This is a genomic window from Arthrobacter sp. 01T428, from assembly GCF_056398685.1.
The window spans coordinates 125,845-142,177 of the sequence record NZ_JBFTPW010000009.1 but is presented as its reverse complement, the minus strand read 5'-3'; the positions used below and the strand labels follow the sequence as shown (position 1 = coordinate 142,177).

The 16,333-nt window shown below is 63.1% G+C and carries 15 protein-coding genes; 8 read left to right on the top strand and 7 right to left on the bottom strand.

The genetic code is table 11. From position 1 onward, the window contains the following. Positions 1-29: 29 nt before the first annotated feature. The 4 genes from AC1DJB_RS12670 (at position 30) to AC1DJB_RS12655 (ending at position 5,027) form a co-directional block, all read left to right on the top strand. Positions 30-1,385, top strand: coding sequence for an ABC transporter substrate-binding protein (locus AC1DJB_RS12670; protein WP_476910376.1), 1,356 nt, complete (start codon positions 30-32; stop codon positions 1,383-1,385). Continuing rightward, entirely contained in the window at positions 1,382-2,329 is a 948-nt protein-coding gene (locus tag AC1DJB_RS12665; protein ID WP_476910375.1) for a carbohydrate ABC transporter permease, read from the top strand. Before AC1DJB_RS12670 ends, AC1DJB_RS12665 begins: the two co-directional genes overlap by 4 nt. Before the next feature lies 1 nt (position 2,330). Further along, positions 2,331-3,158 (top strand): carbohydrate ABC transporter permease, encoded by an 828-nt coding sequence (locus tag AC1DJB_RS12660; protein ID WP_476910374.1) that lies wholly within the window; start codon positions 2,331-2,333, stop codon positions 3,156-3,158. A gap of 135 nt (positions 3,159-3,293) precedes the next feature. After that, a complete protein-coding gene (locus AC1DJB_RS12655) occupies positions 3,294-5,027 on the top strand; it encodes an alpha-amylase family protein (RefSeq protein WP_476910373.1) in 1,734 nt (577 codons plus the stop codon). 429 nt (positions 5,028-5,456) lie between these two features. Here the strand turns inward: AC1DJB_RS12655 and AC1DJB_RS12650 are convergent, their stop codons facing one another. Further along, the gene (locus AC1DJB_RS12650; RefSeq protein ID WP_476910392.1) at positions 5,457-5,948 is read right to left on the bottom strand and encodes a TIM barrel protein; all 492 of its coding nucleotides are present in this window, start codon (positions 5,946-5,948) and stop codon (positions 5,457-5,459) included. 17 nt (positions 5,949-5,965) lie between these two features. Here AC1DJB_RS12650 and AC1DJB_RS12645 point away from each other — a divergent pair, with 17 nt between their 5' ends. Together AC1DJB_RS12645 and AC1DJB_RS12640 are read left to right on the top strand one after the other, a co-directional pair. After that, complete coding sequence (locus tag AC1DJB_RS12645; protein WP_476910372.1) at positions 5,966-6,433, top strand: hypothetical protein; 468 nt, start codon at positions 5,966-5,968, stop codon at positions 6,431-6,433. Next, a complete protein-coding gene (locus tag AC1DJB_RS12640; RefSeq protein ID WP_476910371.1) occupies positions 6,420-7,346 on the top strand; it encodes a hypothetical protein in 927 nt (308 codons plus the stop codon). The genes AC1DJB_RS12645 and AC1DJB_RS12640 overlap by 14 nt, the downstream gene beginning before the upstream one ends. Before the next feature lie 246 nt (positions 7,347-7,592). Here AC1DJB_RS12640 and AC1DJB_RS12635 read toward each other — a convergent pair whose 3' ends face one another. The 5 genes from AC1DJB_RS12635 to AC1DJB_RS12615 all read right to left on the bottom strand — a co-directional run bounded on the left by AC1DJB_RS12635 (position 7,593) and on the right by AC1DJB_RS12615 (position 12,019). Beyond that, positions 7,593-7,907, bottom strand: a complete 315-nt coding sequence (locus tag AC1DJB_RS12635; RefSeq protein ID WP_476910370.1) for a hypothetical protein — start codon at positions 7,905-7,907, stop codon at positions 7,593-7,595. Between the two features lie 275 nt (positions 7,908-8,182). Beyond that, positions 8,183-8,392: a hypothetical protein gene (locus AC1DJB_RS12630; RefSeq protein WP_476910369.1), complete on the bottom strand. Its 210-nt coding sequence runs from the start codon at positions 8,390-8,392 to the stop codon at positions 8,183-8,185. Positions 8,393-8,427: 35 nt separating this feature from the next. Further along, positions 8,428-9,024 (bottom strand): hypothetical protein, encoded by a 597-nt coding sequence (locus AC1DJB_RS12625; protein ID WP_476910368.1) that lies wholly within the window; start codon positions 9,022-9,024, stop codon positions 8,428-8,430. Next, the gene (locus tag AC1DJB_RS12620) at positions 9,021-10,871 is read right to left on the bottom strand and encodes a tyrosine-type recombinase/integrase (protein WP_476910367.1); all 1,851 of its coding nucleotides are present in this window, start codon (positions 10,869-10,871) and stop codon (positions 9,021-9,023) included. The genes AC1DJB_RS12625 and AC1DJB_RS12620 overlap by 4 nt, the downstream gene beginning before the upstream one ends. Next, the gene (locus AC1DJB_RS12615; RefSeq protein ID WP_476910366.1) at positions 10,868-12,019 is read right to left on the bottom strand and encodes a tyrosine-type recombinase/integrase; all 1,152 of its coding nucleotides are present in this window, start codon (positions 12,017-12,019) and stop codon (positions 10,868-10,870) included. Before AC1DJB_RS12615 ends, AC1DJB_RS12620 begins: the two co-directional genes overlap by 4 nt. Positions 12,020-12,130: 111 nt before the next feature. Between AC1DJB_RS12615 and AC1DJB_RS12610 the strand changes: the two genes are divergently transcribed. After that, positions 12,131-12,895 carry a hypothetical protein gene (locus AC1DJB_RS12610; protein ID WP_476910365.1) on the top strand — a complete coding sequence of 255 codons (765 nt, stop codon included), beginning with the start codon at positions 12,131-12,133 and terminating at the stop codon, positions 12,893-12,895. 1 nt (position 12,896) lies between these two features. On the opposite strand, the gene AC1DJB_RS12605 is transcribed toward AC1DJB_RS12610, so the two are convergent. After that, complete coding sequence (locus AC1DJB_RS12605; protein ID WP_476910364.1) at positions 12,897-14,753, bottom strand: PKD domain-containing protein; 1,857 nt, start codon at positions 14,751-14,753, stop codon at positions 12,897-12,899. Between the two features lie 554 nt (positions 14,754-15,307). On the opposite strand from AC1DJB_RS12605, the gene AC1DJB_RS12600 reads away from it, so the two are divergent. After that, positions 15,308-16,252, top strand: coding sequence for an alpha/beta hydrolase (locus AC1DJB_RS12600; RefSeq protein WP_476910363.1), 945 nt, complete (start codon positions 15,308-15,310; stop codon positions 16,250-16,252). Positions 16,253-16,333: the final 81 nt, after the last annotated feature.

The following is a 16,333-nucleotide window of genomic DNA, read 5'->3' as shown; positions in this document are numbered from 1 at the left end:
GATTTCCCTTCTCACCGTGGAGCAGTGGCATGTACAGTAATTCATTTCGTTTCTCACGACGCGCCCGTGGTGGCGCCGTGATCGCCATGGCCGTCGCCTTGGTGTGCGTCGCAAGTGGCTGCGCGCCGGGTGGTTCGGCGCCGGGCAACACCGATGCGACAAATGTGACGGCCCACACCCTGGGCGACGCCCAGGTGAGCTTGACGTTGTATGACGGTCAGGGCCTGAAGCCGCTGGACGACGCGTTGATCGCGGCGTTCCAGAAGCAGCACCCGAACGTCACCATCGCCGCGACTTACGACCCGGACAATGTGACCAGCCAGAACCAGCCGCGACGGCTGGCCTCGGAGACGCCGCCTGACCTGACCCGGGTGGTGTCGGTGACAGCCAACTCCAAGGCGGGTCTGCTGACAGACCTCACCCCGTACCAGGACCTGTATGGCTGGAACAACATGCCTGCGACACAACTGGTGCAGTTCCGCGCAGCGAACGGCGTCGCCGGGTCCGGCGCGCTTTACGCGAAACCGTCCGGGTTCACCATGACCGGCTTGTACTACAACAAGCAGTTGGCCCAGCAGATCGGGATGGACACGCCCCCGCGGTCCGTCGCTGAGCTGACCGGCCTCTTCGCGTCCGCGAAGAAAGCAGGCCTGTACGGGCTTGTTGTGGGTAACAAGGAGGGAACGGGGGTCTTCCCGTTCCAGTTGCTGCTCAACTCGGGGATGGGTGTCGCTGGGGTGTCAAACTGGGTGTTCAACGCGCCCGGGGCGACCATCGACACACCGGAAGCGACCGCTGCAGCCGAGCAGATCGTGCGGTGGGGTAAGGCGGGCTACTTCCCGGAGGGTGTGAACGGTCTGGACGCCACTGCGGCGGACGCCATGTTCGCCGCCGGCAAGGGCGTCTTCTACGCCTGGGGCAACTGGGCGGCGGTCAACCTCGACAAGACCATGCCCGGCAAAATCGGATTCATCCCGATGCCTCCGGCACAGGCAGGTGGTCAGCTGGCCGCGATGTCCGACGCGGCGACCGCGTTCGGCATCCCGGCAAAGTCGAAGCACAAAGACGCCGCGGCTGCGTTCCTGGACTTCCTCTCCAGTGACAAAGCCCGTCAGATCGCAATCGAGAACGGGTTCATGCCATCGGGTCTGGCAAGTCAGGCAGTTCCGACGGTTCCCAAGGATTCCGTGATGTCGGATGTCGTCAAGGCGTTCACGGCAGTATCTGCGGCTGGCGGGCAGGTCCCGTTCGTTCAGAACGCGACGGCCGCGATCGCGAACCAGGCGTGGAACCCGGAGAGCCAACGTCTGTATGGCGGTGAAATCGGCCCGGAAGAGTTCGTGCGTAACGTTCAGGCGACGTACAAGTCCGAGATCGAGAAGTGACGCTCCGCATCACCACGGCCTCAGAGCTCCGCGGGGAGGGCGCGGCTGCGCCCTCCCCGCGGAGACTCCGGTCCCCGAAAAGCCGGCGGGGTGGATGGTCTGGTTGGCTGTTCGCCCTCCCAGCGCTTGCCGTGTACGCCACGTTCTGTCTCTACCCGGTCCTGACGGCGGTGCAGTACTCGTTCTACGAGTGGGACGGTATCGGCCCGGCCACGGCGGTCGGGCTCGCGAACTACGCCCGGGTGTTCACCGAACCGCAGCTATTCGCATCGATTGAGCACTCTTTCATCCTGATCATCTTCTTCACCGTACTGCCGGTCAGTCTTGCGCTCGTCGTTGCCTCCATCGTCCGAGAAATTCGTTCCCGTGTACTGGGCGGCGCAGCCCGGACCCTCATGTTCCTGCCCCAGATCATTCCGGGTGCTGCCGCGGCCATCGCCTGGACGTGGATGTATGCCCCGAACGGGGCGGTCAACCAGCTGCTCGGTGCGGTGGGGCTAGGTTCACTGAAGACGGCGTGGCTGGGGGATTTCACCTGGGCGCTGCCGGCGGTGGGAATCGTCGGCACCTGGCTTGCAACGGGGCTATGCACTCTGCTGCTCCTCTCCGGCATCGGCAAAATCGACAACGCCCTCTACGAGGCGTCGGTGCTCGATGGCGCCAACCGGATTCAGCAGTTCTTCGCGGTCACGCTTCCGGGTCTGCGCCGTGAGATCGGTGTCTGCGTGACGATCACGATTATCACCGCTTTAGCCAGCTTCGATGTCGTCTACATGACCACCCAAGGCGGCCCTGGGTACAGCACGATGGTGCCCGGCGTGCAGGTCTACCAATTGGCGTTTACCCAGTTCAAGATCGGGCAGGCCTCCGCACTCGCGATCGTGCTGAGCTTGTTGGTACTCGTGGTGATCGTTCCCCTTCAGTGGCTGTTCCGGGAGAAGTGACATGTCCGTTTCTGTGATCAAAGACACCGCGCCACGCGCCCTTCTGCTTACCGCTGTCGCGCTGTTGTCGGTGTTTCCGCTGCTGTCGATGCTGTCGGCCGCGCTGCAACCACAAGGCACAGCCCCGTCGGGACTGGCGATCCCTACCGACCCGCAATGGCACAACTTCGTCGACGCGTGGAACGTTGCCAACCTGACCGTGCTCCTGCGCTCCAGCGTTATCCTCGTGCTCGGCGTGGTGCCCGCCACCTTGCTGTTCGCCGCGCTGGCCGGTTACGCCCTCGGACAATTGAAGATCCGATTCGGCGGGCTCTTCTTCGTCCTGCTGCTGTTTGGGCTCACACTGCCGTTCGAAGTCGTAGTCGTGCCGCTGTACTACCAGATGCAGTCGCTCGGCCTGCTTAACACCCAGCTGGGGTTGATCCTCGCACTCATCGGGCTCAACATGCCGTTCGCGGTGTATTGGATGCGCGCACACTTCCAGTCCGTCCCGATCGAACTTGGCGAAGCATCCGCCCTGGATGGTGCAGGCCCCTGGCGCGCGTTTCTGCACGTGCAGCTGCCGCTGGCCGGCCCCACGCTGGCGAGCCTAGGGATCCTGACTTTCCTGGGCACCTGGAACCAGTTTCTGCTGGCGATCGTCCTCATTGACGACCCCAACCAGCGCACCATGGCCGGGGCTCTCCAAGCGTTCGTCGGCGCACACAGCACCGACATCGTTTTGCTGAACGCCGGGGCCCTGCTGATCATGGCGCCCACCATCCTTGTCTTCATCATCTTTCAGAGGTACTTCATCCGCGCCATGTTGGCCGGCGCCGTCAAAGGCTGACCCTCCGGCGGACGGCCACGCGACATCCGCGTGACCACGAATCGACGACCACTCCCACCCCAAATCACGAGCGGAGCCCCACGGGTGTTCACCAATAAGAATTTAGACCAAGGCCGCCTCAAGACGGCCGGATTAGTGGCATCAGTTGATCCTTCGCGCGGGATTCTCGACGTGCGCGCGACCGACGGAACCACGCTGGCCCGCCTGCGGCTACTCTCGAGCATCGACACGATCGAAGGCACTGACGAGGTCAGCGTCAGCAACGTCGACATCACGGGGCCCGGGGATGATGATCAGCGCATCATTGTCACCGCCGACAGCTCTCGATGGGACACCCACGAGACGGTCGTACGCGCGGCAGAGGACGCGCTTGAGATCCATACCACCGTCCGAGGTCATGGACGAATCTCCACGGTGCAGCAGCTCGGCGCTCGTAGCAGCACCGGCCGCGGCGTTCTTTCGAGCGACCTCATGCACCGGTCGGTCTTTGCCCCCACCCCCGACCAACCCTGGCGGATTCTCCGCCGTGCCGAGGAATCCGCCGTGCTCGGAGTCGTCGGCGACGGCGGCGAGCCAGGTGTGGGCCGCTGGTTGTTCACACCACCACCCCTGTGCATAGGGCTCTCAACGGCAGATGACAATGACGACCGCGAAATGGCCGGGCCGTGGCTGATGATCGGCGTCGCGGCCACCCACCGCCCGTTCACGCACCTGACTTACGACGCCGTCACCCCCGGCTTCTCATTCCGATACGACTACGATGGCCACACAGTCGCGGAAAAAGAGTTCGCCACACCCACGCTTCTGTTGTTCCTCGCCGACGACCCCTATGCGGGGCTGGCCAAGTACGGCGAACTGCTCTCGGCCCGCGGCCTGGTGCCGGATCGCCGATGGGCGGCGCCCTCAGCCCGTTGGCGTGAGCCCATGTTCTGCGGTTGGGGAGCGCAGAACGCAGACGCGGTGTCTGCGGGCGCGCCTCTTGACGCCAGCGACTGGGCACGGCAGGGCCAATACGACAAGTACCTGGCTGCTCTTGAGACATACGGCATCCGCCCGGGCACGGTAGTGGTGGACGACAAGTGGCAGCAGAACTACGCCACCTGCACACCCGACGTCACGAAATGGCCCAACATGGCGGAATGGATCCGCAACCGCCACCTCGCGGACCAGCGGGTACTGCTGTGGTACAAAGCCTGGGACCCTGAAGGCGCACCACCAGAGGCCTGCGTCCGCGACCGCCACGGTACGCCCGTCGCGCTCGACCCGGAGTCCTCCGCAGGACGTCGGATACTGCGCGAGGCCGCCCACAGCATGATCCTCGACCTCGATGCGGACGGCGTGAAAATCGACTTCACTGCCAGCACCCCCGCCGGAACAGCGCTTACCCACGCGGGACCCTCCTGGGGCATTGATCTCCTCCACGAGCTTCTCTCCGTCTTTTACGACGCCATCAAACAGATCAAACCCGACGCCCTCGTCATCACCCACACCCCCGACCCCGCATTTCGCGACGTCACCGACATGCTGCGACTGAACGACGTCATGATGCTCGATCAACGAGACGGAAGTAGCGAACCCTCCTTCGGGCACCCGGGCAGGGCGGTCAGCGACGCCATGTCGTTCCGAGCGCGAATCGTGCGTGCAGTGAATCCAGACACGCTCATCGACACCGACGGCTGGGTCCTTCCTCACGCCGCGGCGTACGAGAAATGGACAGCGCTGCAAGGCACGATCGGGGTTCCAAGCCTCTACTACACCGACCGGCTCGACACGTCCTCCGAGCAGATCATCCCCGACGACCTGCTCCAAGCGACCAGCCATCACTGGGAGTCCTACCGCCAACGCCTGCGGACCTCAAAGCACCAATAGCAACCTCCGACGCCTCGATCTCCTTAGCAACCGTGGTCGGATGAGGAGGGACTCACGGACTGTCTGCACGATCCTTACGGGCGCCGGTGAATGTCCAGTTGAGGTGTGCCCTAGCTGGGCGAACACCCGGCCAGTTGGCCAGACTCTCCGGACTTAGCGAGTCCGGCTACCCACGAGGCTGTGCTCGCCAAAAACTTTGAGCAGCCCTGGCGTACAACGTTGTCGCACAGGCAGGAATAGTTCGAAATCGAATGTGCACGTGTACCAGTAACCCCTCAACCAAACTCTCCCATCTTCCGACCAGGCGGGCACCTTGGTGAGATGTACCAGTGGGTGTGAAAGGAGGCTGCGAATTGGGGAAAGTAGAACTAGTGGAAGTAGCTCGGGCCGGCTCCGGCTCCGGGTGTCCTAAGTGCTGCTTCCTCGGGCTCAAACCTGAACGCCATATTTCCACATGGAGGATGTTTTGTCCTCAAGGAAGGAGCAGATGGCGAAGGGATCCGTATGCATCGGAGGGTGCAAGGTGACGTCCACGGAAATGGGCAAGGTTACGCCGTTCTGAGTAATGGTCCTCAGGAACCTAATCAGGTCAGCGCCTTCTTCCGGGCCTCGGCGATTTTGGGTAGCGCGGCTGGTGTAGTCCAGGGCCTCCTGTGCCGTTACTTCATGTGAGATCCGGATCGTTGAAATGTGATCGGCCGGAATGGCGACCAGGTCCTCGGCCGCGTTTTTGGCCCCGAAGTATTGCCAAGTGTCGACGCAGATCCCAGCGTTCCTGCGCTGAGCGCGCGACACCAGCATTGCTGCCGTTTGGATGGAGGCGATGTTTGTGTTCGTTCTGGGTTCTAGGCTGACTGCAAGGCGCCGTTCCGACGCTTGGTCGCAGATGCGCCGGAATTTCTCGACTGCATCATCTTCCAGCTGGCAAGCACTCGATCATGATGGCGTTCGACAACGCCACCGTCACCGGGCTGAACGCCCGCGCCCAGGCGTACAAGATCGCCACCGGTGAACTGGACGCGAAGAAGCCGGCCACGATGCTGCGCGACGGCCTCACCGCCCGTGCCGGGGACATGGTGGTCACCCGGGAGAACAACCGGCGGCTCTCCACCAACCGGGACAAAGACTTCGTGAAAAACAACGACGTCTGGGACGTCGTGAAAGCCCACAAGGACGGTTCGCTGACCGTCAAACACCACGGACACCAGGGCACGCTCACCCTTCCGGCCGGGTACGTGCGCCTCCACACCATGCTCGGGTACGCCGCGACGATCTACCGCACCCAGGGCGTCACGTGCGACACCACGCACCCTCATCGGCTCCGGCCTGTCCAGGTCCCTGGCCTACGTCGCCGCCTCCCGGGGACGGGAGTCCAACAAGCTCTACGGCGTCGTGGTCGAGGGTGAAACCCTGGAGGATGTCCTGGCGGCCGTGGCCGCGAACCACGATTCCAACCTGACCGCGCACGAACAGATGGACGCCGCCCGCGCCCAGGCCCGTTCGCTGCCGGACATGTCCGCGGCGTACCGGGACATTGATGACCAGGCCAACGAGCTGCGCATGGCCAACCTCGCCGCCCGTGTCTTGGGCGAAGGAACGGCAGCCGGCTTCACCCAGTCCACCGCGTGGGGTGCAGTGGCCACGCACCTGCGCCACGCGGAGAACGACGGCTTCAACATCGCCAACCTGCTCGGGGACAGCGTCAACGAAGGCGACTTCGACGCCTCCGATGATCCCGGGGCGGTGTTGGCCTGGCGCGTCGAAGACCGTCTCGCCCGGTGGCGTGAGCGCGCCCAGGACCCGGGCCGTCGGCCCCTGGAATCCATGAGCGACGACGTCCTGGACCGTCTGGAGAAGCGCGCCGTCGGTGAGTTGATGCGTGCCAGGGCCGAAGCCTCCCGGACCCCGGACATGGAAAAGGCCGACCGGAAGACCCTGCTGCGCGGCTGGCTGGCCGAACGCAAGGACACCCCATGGCAGGGGCGCCTGCACGGGCACCTCAGCGACGATGACCTGGCGATCCGGATCACGGCCGCGACGCAGCAGCTGCGCACCGATACGACGATCAACGACACCGCTGCAACCAGTAAAGCCCGGTGGCTTACATCCTCCTTGCAGAAGGAACAGGCGCTGCGTGAGCTGATGAACCCGGAAGCCCGGGCCGATGAAGCCTACGAGCGCGGCGCAGTGACCAACTACGGCCGGGATGTGCACGCCTCCCGGATCCAGGCCGCGGCACAGATCCAGCGCCGGATCCGCGCTGAAATCGAACTGCGCCGACATCTGCCACAGCCCGTTTTCGGTACTCTCAAGGACTAGTTGTCGCGGTTGACCTGCGCTTCCATGTTGTTGGGTGCACTGGCCGAGGTGATGATGAGTCTGGCGGCCTGAGGTGGCCGGCATCTACCTGTGCCGACGCAGCCTGGCGTCCGGCAGTTCCGGAACGGCGAGCTGCGAGACCTAAACAGGGGAGACAAACGTGTTTCGCCCGACCAAGGAAAGCGCTGCCTGGGGGTAACCACATACTTCCCCTGCAGAACCGTCAGCCCCGGAGAACGTGCATACTCACGACGTGCGCGCGAAAGCGAGGAGCACGGACACGGCTACAAAAACGGCGCCGCCCACCACGGAGACCGCGCCATACACCCGAATGTAAATGCGCAGCCATGATCTGGCCTCCGCTACCGTCCATAGTCCTGCATATGCAGAAGCGTAACCGCGATAGTTCGTCGCCAAAATCATGCCCCAGACGAGCCCATCAACACCAAGTATCCCCAGTGAAAATGCAACCACAGCCCTTTGCCCTGAAGACATGACCAAGGCTGCGAAGGCGATCAGGAACACGCCGAGAGATACCAGCGCTCCGACACGGAGCGGCATCGGAAGCTTCCTAAGACGCTCTACGTATCTTGTCACTACTCGTTCCTCCATCGCTCGTCCTGACCACAGATTAACGCCCGGTAATCCAGAGGCCGGTCCATCACGGTTGATAACAGCGTGTCACGGGGCGGACGCGTCTTGTTGCCCAAATCGGGTTGCCGTTGACCCTTCCATCGCCACTGGAACATCTACCAGATATGCACAAATGAACGTGTCCCTGTGACTCCAACCGGCGGGGTCGACGCTGGGCCGTCTTCCCCTATAGAGAGGAACCGTCAGGCGTCCGGGTCGTGGCCGAGGATTCTGAGCAGATACCGGAGGGACATCCTGACTTGTTCGTATCCGTGCTGATAGAAAAGCGGGGTCATCTCGTGCAGGCCGGTGTCGTCGAGTTCGTGGATCATTTCTACCGTCTCCCGGATGAAGGCTTCGACGTCAGGGGGCAGCCGTCCCGGCCACGCGGCGTTGGTTTCCGGGCTGGTCACGATGTTGTGCCTTTCTCGTTCAGTCTCTTCCCTGCTCAAGCGTTCAGGCGGCGTGTGAGGTCGGTGTTGAGGCGTCGGACGGCGTCCAGTTCCTCGCAGCGTTCGTTGAGCAGCAATTGAAGGGCGGCCGTCTGCTCAGACAGCTCCCGGATGCGTTTTTCACTGGCTGGGTCGATGTCCTGGGCGAGGCGGCCCAGGACCGGTAGTTTGTCCTGAACGGCGTGGCCGAGGACTTCACCGAGCCGGCGTTCCAACGCTTGCAGGCGCTGTTGCAGACGGCGGTTGGTGGCGCGGCTGTTGGCCAGATCAGCCCGGGTCGTTGCTGCCGTCACGAGACCCTGGGCTTGGGTGCGGGCATCCCGGGAGTCGAGGATGCGTGCCATTTGGGTGCGCAGATACCCGACAGGTCCCATGCCGAACACCTGCGCGCAGAGGGTGCAGGGTTCCGACTCGTGGCGGTAGAGAAACGTTTCCGTCACTGCTGCTTTCCGGGCGATGCTGGCGGCGGAATCGGTGGTGCCGCGGGCAACGCAGGCATCGATCGCGGTGCGGACGGCGCGATGTTTGGCTTCGCTTTGGGTCCGGCGCTGGCGGAGCATGCCGTCGGTCTGACGTGCGCTCGAGGATTTCATCGTGCTCTCCCGGTTGTCGGTATGTGGACGGCGCCCCGTAGCCGTGCAAAGGATCCGGCGAACAGGGTTGGCTCGCCGGTGCGCACGATTCCCAGCAGTTCCAGCGGCACTGCCTGGGTGGCGCCAACCCGGGCAGTCCGAACCTGTGCGACATGCGCGTTGATCTCGGCGCGTTCCTCTTTGGTCAGGGATTCAAGTGCGGTTTCGCAGCGGCGGATCAGGTGGCGGACCCGATCGATCTCCTCGTTGGAGGGCATGGCACTGTCCCGGGCCCATGGTTCCAAGGCGCTGTCAGCGGCGGTAAGCCGTTCACGCGAGAGCAGCAGTTGGGTCAGGTATTCACCGAGCTCAGGGAGGTAGGACGGATCGGTGCGAAAGTGTGAGCAGCCCAGGCAGCGCATCCGGTAGGGGCAGCTATGGCCGCCGGCCTTAACATTGCTGGGTTCCACACAGGTCCCAAAAGGAACGGCCACCGAGCCGACTTGGCCGCGGAGATCTTCCTCGCGCTCAAGGGTTCGTAGGCCTGCGGCGACGAGGGAACCGGTGTTGGTCAGCTGCAGCCGGCTGAGCCGGTTCATGGCCTCATGCCGACGAGCATGCGTCATCCGGTAGTAGCCCTGAGTGGTGCCCGGTTTCGAGTGGCCAAGCAAGTCCTGCAGCACCTCAAGCGGGGTGCCTGCATCGGCGTGGTCTTGAGCCCACGTATGCCGCAGAGCATAGGGGTAAACCTTCTGGCGCGGGAACGGCCGGTTCCCGCTGACCGGTTCCTCAGCGCCGGTCGCCCTGCCGTCCTCATCCATTTGCGGGCAGCGAAGCTCGGGCAGTGCTTCCACCCATCGTTTCAGCGAAACTTCCACCTGATAGGTCGCCACCGGGCGCTGGCCGGACTCATTGTGATGCGGATGCGGGAACAACGGAAGCCGCGCCCTATCGGTATTGGGGTAAGCGTCCACCACCTGCTGGCGCTGATCCTCGATCACCGCAGCCGTTTCAGAATTGATCGGGAGCCGGTAGGACGTGAGGCCGACCTTTGACATGTTGTGGATCAGCACGGCGTGGGTGCGCTCTGTCCCGTTTTCATCGCGGAGCACGTTGTAATCCAGACACCCTTCAAGGGGCAGGTGGTTCAACTCGCCGGGGCGTCTGCCGGTGCCGAGAGCGAGTTTGAACCAATTCACAGGCCACCTGCCGACTCCTGATTCCAGCAGAGCCAGGGAATCTGGTGCCATGAGCTGACGGACAACTTCCCGGGGCAAGGCCTTGCCGGGCTCATCCACGCCGCGAGTGAAGCCCCCGGGATGATCCCGACGGGTCAAAGCGAAGCTGTCTGGCAGTCCCGCAGCGGCACCGCCCGCATCAGTGAGCCCCCACTGGCGGATATCTTCCAGAACATGGTTGATGAAACGCACGCAGCGTTGCTGCCCGCTGCGGCTGAGCAGCGCGGTTTCGCGGAGTTGTCCCAGCCGTATCAGATGCGCGGTGATGTCCTCCCGGCCCAGTCGTGTGGCGTCGAGCCCGGCATCCGGCCGTTCACGCAAGGTCGCGGAGAGCAAGGTGAGGGCAAGGACCACATTGTCCATGTAGCTGGCACTGACGCGGCGAAGAGCACTGCGGAGAACCCACTCCTTCGCAATCGAGAGCAGCCACGGCTGGCTGATGTCTGTCGCGCCGCGACCGGCACGGTCAACGCGGCCCCGGAACCGGGCATGGGCGGTGGCCCGGTTGTACCCGAACACCCGCAGGTCCCAGGTGTCCAGTGGAAGTTGTGCCTCGATGGCCGCCGACAAAGGGTGCCCTGCCAGCGGATGACTTGCCGCTGGCTCGAATAACCGGGCGACCGCAGTCATGAATGCTCCCGGGACGTCAGTCGGTCCGTGAGACGGTCAACCGCCGCGCGGCGGCGGTCGTCGCTGACGTGGATGTACGGATCTGCCGACGCGGGGCTGCTCCATCCCAGAAGGGCCTGCAGCTCATCGCGGGTGGTTCCCGACGCCAGATGCTCCGACGCGGCGAAGTGCCGCAACATGTGGGGGTGGATGTGGCGCAGACCCGCTGCCCGGGCGAGCCGCTTGATGATCTTGTTAAGGTTGCGGGGTGACATCGCGCACCCGCGGGTCGGCCCGATCAGCGTAACGATGAGCATGTCGTTGGCAGCGGCCTCCTCGCAGCCGTCACGCTCGAGCATGTAGTTGTCGTAAAGGGCCAGCAGAATCCCCGGTGCAGGGACGGCGAAGTCGAATTGAGCTTTGGACCAGGCGCCGTTCGGGTTGCGGCGGCGGACGACGTGGATATGTTCCCCCGGGACGCGACACAGACTGCCGGTGCCCGTTGCGGATGGCAATCCGAGGCCAGCAGCATCGGGCACGAGGTGCAGGTCTTGCCGGCGAAGTCCCAGCGCCTGTCCGATTCGCATCCCGGTGAGTGCAAAGAGAAGGATCAGGAACCGGTCGCGGGCGGTCGTGGCAGCATCGAGGAGAGCGACAACTTCAGTTGCAGTCGCCTGATCAGGTGCCGTTGCGCGTCTGGGCTCACGGCGTCGGTGCCGCACCCGCGGACCTCTCGCCGAATGGAACTCCCGCTCGTCGGGAAGCTCGTATAGATCGCTCAGAAGCCGGTTCGGCAGGGCACCTTCGGTGATAGCGAATCGGTAAAACTCACGCACGGCTACGAGGATCCGGTTGGCTCTGCCCGCCGTCCGGGGCAAGCCGGCATTTCTCCCGGACGTCTGAGGTTCTGTCGCGAGATAGGCCGCGAACAGGTGAAGCTTTCGGGCGGCCTGCTCAAGGTCTCGTCCGCTTTGTTGCGCCCAAGTCAGGAATAAGGCGATGGAGCTGGCGTACTGCGCGCTGGTTGTTTCCGCTTGGGCCCGTCCGAAGAAACGGACTTCAAGCCACCGCGACGCGAGCTCGTGCGGCCGGTATGCCTCGTCGACCACGCTGTAGTAGGCCCCGAGGTTCGGGGTCAGGATTCGCAGACGTCGGTAGCCCACCACCACAGCAACAGGATAGGAGCCTGTGTGAGCGGTACCGAGAACATCCCCCGTGTGTCGTTCGAACGGGCATCCGTTCAGTGAAGACCAGTGCTCAGCCGGTACCGAAACCAGCCTGTGGCACAAATTCCGCGGCTGGACGGACTGCCGGGCTGGATGGCACCGGCCGACGTCGTGAACCACCAGGACACCCCGGCACTGTGGCGGAAGGAACTCGCAGCACGGCGTGAGCTCATGGCCAACGAAGCCACCCGACTGGGCGCCGAGCTCGCCGCCGAACCCCCGGCCTGGGCAGCAGCCCTGGGCCCGGTCCCCTCGGACCCTGCACGGCAAGAGCAGTGGCGCCAGCTCGCCATGGAAATCTCCACCTACCGCGACACCTACCGCGTGCCGGAGCCCGAGACATCGCCTGTTCCCGCCCAGCACCAGGAGAATGGCACGGGTGCCGAGCTGACAGCGAGGATCACGGCCATGCACAAATACAGTGCCCAGACGGCCAAGGAACCCCTCGCCCCGGCCGACGCTGCACACATGGCCGAAGCTGCCCAGGTCGAAGCCCTTGTCAAGGACACCCCCACCCCGGCCGAGCAAGTCGTGGATCACCTGCAGGAGACCCGGGGCGCCGAGGCGCAGCTGAGCCCCGCCCAGGAACGCGCCGAACGCATCGCAGCACCCATGCCCCCGCTGCGACGTCCAGCCCGGCTCACCGTGCCGGTCCCGATCCGGTGCCGTCGCCTCGACCTCGGGCGAAGTCCCGGACCGGTCGATTTCGCCGAACGTCTGGGCCGGCGCCGCTGCGCATCGTCGGTCCGGTGCTGCCGGAGTGGTACGCGTCGCGGATACCACTCCGGCAGTCGCCGTCCGGGCGCTAGGAGGTCATGATTTACTGAGTTGGCGTGACGACGACCCTAATGCGGTCTAGGTTCTGCGCCAGTGCGAACTTGGCCGTGGTGTCGCCGTTGCGCTCTGAAGACACACGAAGGGCAACCAAATACGTACCTGGTTTATCGAAGGTGGCTGTCCTTTCGAGTGTGATGGTCTTTCCGACGCGATTAAGCGGTGCATCCGTATAGACCCCGTCGCCGTCCAGGTCCCACTCAGCTTTGATAATCTGCCCGGCCCCAGGGGGAGCCTGCACTTTAGCTTTGAGGGGAACTGTCTGTCCCACCTTGGCTGTGATGGAATCCTTGCCTTGGCTCGTCAAAGCGACCGTGGGTTGAATTCCACGCCTGGCGGCGGCGTTGTCCGGCACGACGATCTGGGTGTCCGAAACCGAGTAGTTCGTTGAGTCGGGCGGTGCCACTCCATCTTCAACCCATGCGGCAACGTCCCTCAGGGCCTGCTCGGCCATGCCATACCAGTTGACGAGGTCTTTGGCCCGTTCTCCAACAACCGGCGCATCTTGGTGGTCGGCGTGGTCATTAAAGTAGACCCTGTAATTGTTGGCCGCGGTGTCGGTGCCCAGGCTTGCTTCAATTCGATGACGGTACCAGTCGGTGTGCCACGGCAGAGCATCGGAGTCGTAGAGGTTGGATACCGCGATGACCTTACCCTTGATCGAGCCGTCGAAGGCGGTGTTCCCGGATACTGCACCGCCGAAGTCCGGCGCCTTCACCGGCCGCTGTGGATATAGCGGTGTGCCGTCGGCTTTACGGAATTGGTCCAGCCCGATCCATCCCTCGCTTGCGGGCGGAATCTGGTATCGGTAGTAGAAGCGGTTAGCGATATCCCAGCGATTGGCCGTGGTGTCTCCTGCTTTGGCTAGTTCGGCCCGGACACGCTCACCGAGGGGGGAGTTTTCTGTACCCAAGTAGCCGCTTGCGTTCCAGAAGTCGTTAACGTATGTAGGGTCGTAGGCCAGAGGGGCGCTTTGGGTGAGCCCGTCGCTCTGCCACTGCGTGTGGCCGAGCAGGTAGTCAGGATATTCCCAACTCTTCCAGGGGATCCCAAGCGCCTGCACCTCTTTGAGCATTGCCTGTTCAGCTTCATCAAGGCCTGCGTAGGGGTTGCCGGACCCCCCGGGCAGCAAAGCGTCCCGGATCTGGACGGCTTTGGCCCCAAGGATAAGTTGCGCGGCGGCCCGGCCAAGGAAATTGTAGGAGGTTGGCGTGGGGACGGCCTGAACCATTGGAACATATCCTTGCCACACTCCCGTCGTGTTTTCGGCGGCTCCGACGGTTTGGAATGATCCGCCGCTGGGTCCGTACAAGTAGCCGAAGATCCGCCGATCGCTGCCGTAATACCGGGCTGCCACAGTCTCGGCGAATTTTGCCGCAGCAGCATCGGCCCGGTATCCGAGGGAAACGGACTTATTTCCAGCTTGCACGGCGTAACCTCCGCTGGAGAGGGCGAAGCCGATGGCGCGGTCGTCGGCACTCGACGTGTCCGTTACAGGGGCAAAGGGGATTGGGTAAGTGAACTGGAAAAACCGACCTTTCCATTGCGCTTTGTCCTGCTGCGAGTGCAGATAGATAGTGAACTGAATATTTGTGCCATCGAAGTGCCCGCGTACGCGGTGGTGCGCCACCGGGACTGTTTCATCCGTTTCACTGTCAACGACGGGGTGACTGTAGGTCGCATCAACGCAGTCCGCGTTCACCTGCATGGCGCCCTTTACTGTCGCGCAGTCGGAGGGGCCAGCGAGACTTGGGGCGGCAGTGAGAAGGCCTGTGCCCAGCAGCAGCGTTGCGGCGAGGACACTGACACCCCCCCGCCGGGCAACGGTGGCGTAGGTTTTCATGGTTCTCCTTCATTGGGGAATCTTGAATGCGGGGCGGGAAAACTTCGTAGGCTCCGCGTCTGAAGAACGTTCTCCATGGAACGTTTCAAGGGACAGTACAGGGGGGATTTTATGGCGTCAATACCTTGACTCCAGGATCCCGCCGAGGGTGATGGCCGCCAACAATTGGCCACTGTTCTCGTCGTGCAGCTCGTTTCGCTTCGCAGGCCCAGCTTCGCCGCCGCTGATCCGATAACTCCTGGCGACGGTAGCCATCTAAGACCGTCAGGGAGCAATGAAACGGGTAGGTCGGCACCATAGCTTGACGCATCGAACATAGGATCCCTATTCTTTGTAGAACGTTGCACGAATCCCGTCAGCTGCGTCAACCACGGTAACCGCGTGTGGCGCCACTGTCCTGACCAGGATTGCTCGTTCATCCAGTGCACGGCTGACGCCCGGACTGCGGCACGCTGGCAGCTGGGTGGCGGCTTATCCGAGATGCTGCGTGCGTTTCAGGTCCGACATGAGAGCACGTTCTAACCCCTTGACCATCGCGACAGCAGGATCATTCAATGGCAAACATCCCACCGAAGTGGCCTACTCCCCGTCATCTCAGTAGCACCGCTCAGCAGGCACTCGCGATTCCGAAAGAACCGGATGCGTACTCCGGTCTTCGGGAAACTGCGGCGTGGTTGCAACACATCGAGAAGTTCAACGAGGGGGCACTCGAAAGCCTGCGAACAGCGGCAGGCGCTGAGGCAGCTCGTAGGCTCGACCTTGAAGGCGTTACTGTCTACGAGGCCGAACCGGCTGCCCCTCTGAGCGCGGGTACTCCTTTCGTTTATCTGAGCATTCACGGCGGCGGGCTCATCTACTTCGGAGGCGAGCTCAGCAGGTCCATTACCAAGCTCGATGCCGAAACATCAGGACTGACCACATGGGGGGTGGACTACAGGATGCCTCCGCTGCACCCGTATCCCGCTGCCCTGGACGATTGCCTGGCTGCCTACACGGCGTTGCTCGAGAGGAGAAAGCCGGAGCAGATAATCGTTGGCGGGTCCTCGGCCGGCGGCAACCTCGCCGCGGCAATGTTGCTGCGCGCCAAGAACGAGGGACTCCCACTGCCCGCAGCCGTTGTTTTGTTCTCCCCGGAAGTAGATCTCACTGAATCAGGAGATACGTTCAACACCCTTGCTGGCGTCGATAACACCTTGGGCATGCTCCAGGAGGTGAACCGTATCTACGCGGAAGGCCACGATTTACGGGACCCGTATCTATCGCCGCTTTTCGGAAATCTTGCTGGACTACCTTCGGTATTCCTGCAGTCAGGAACACGGGACCTCTTCCTGTCCAACACTGTCCGCTTCCACAGGAAGCTTCGGGGAGCAGGGGTAGAAGCGGAACTGCATGTATTTGAGGCTATGCCGCACTCGGGCTTCGGCCCACAGTCCGAGGAGCATGCTGAGCTAGTCAGTGAAGTGAGGAGCTTCCTTCTGCGCCACATCACGAAACCTTAAAGCGCCCTGTCGCACGGCGAACTGCAGGAGATTCCTCCAAGGTCAAATAGGAGATCGGCGGGACGCAGGGCTGTTCTCGGT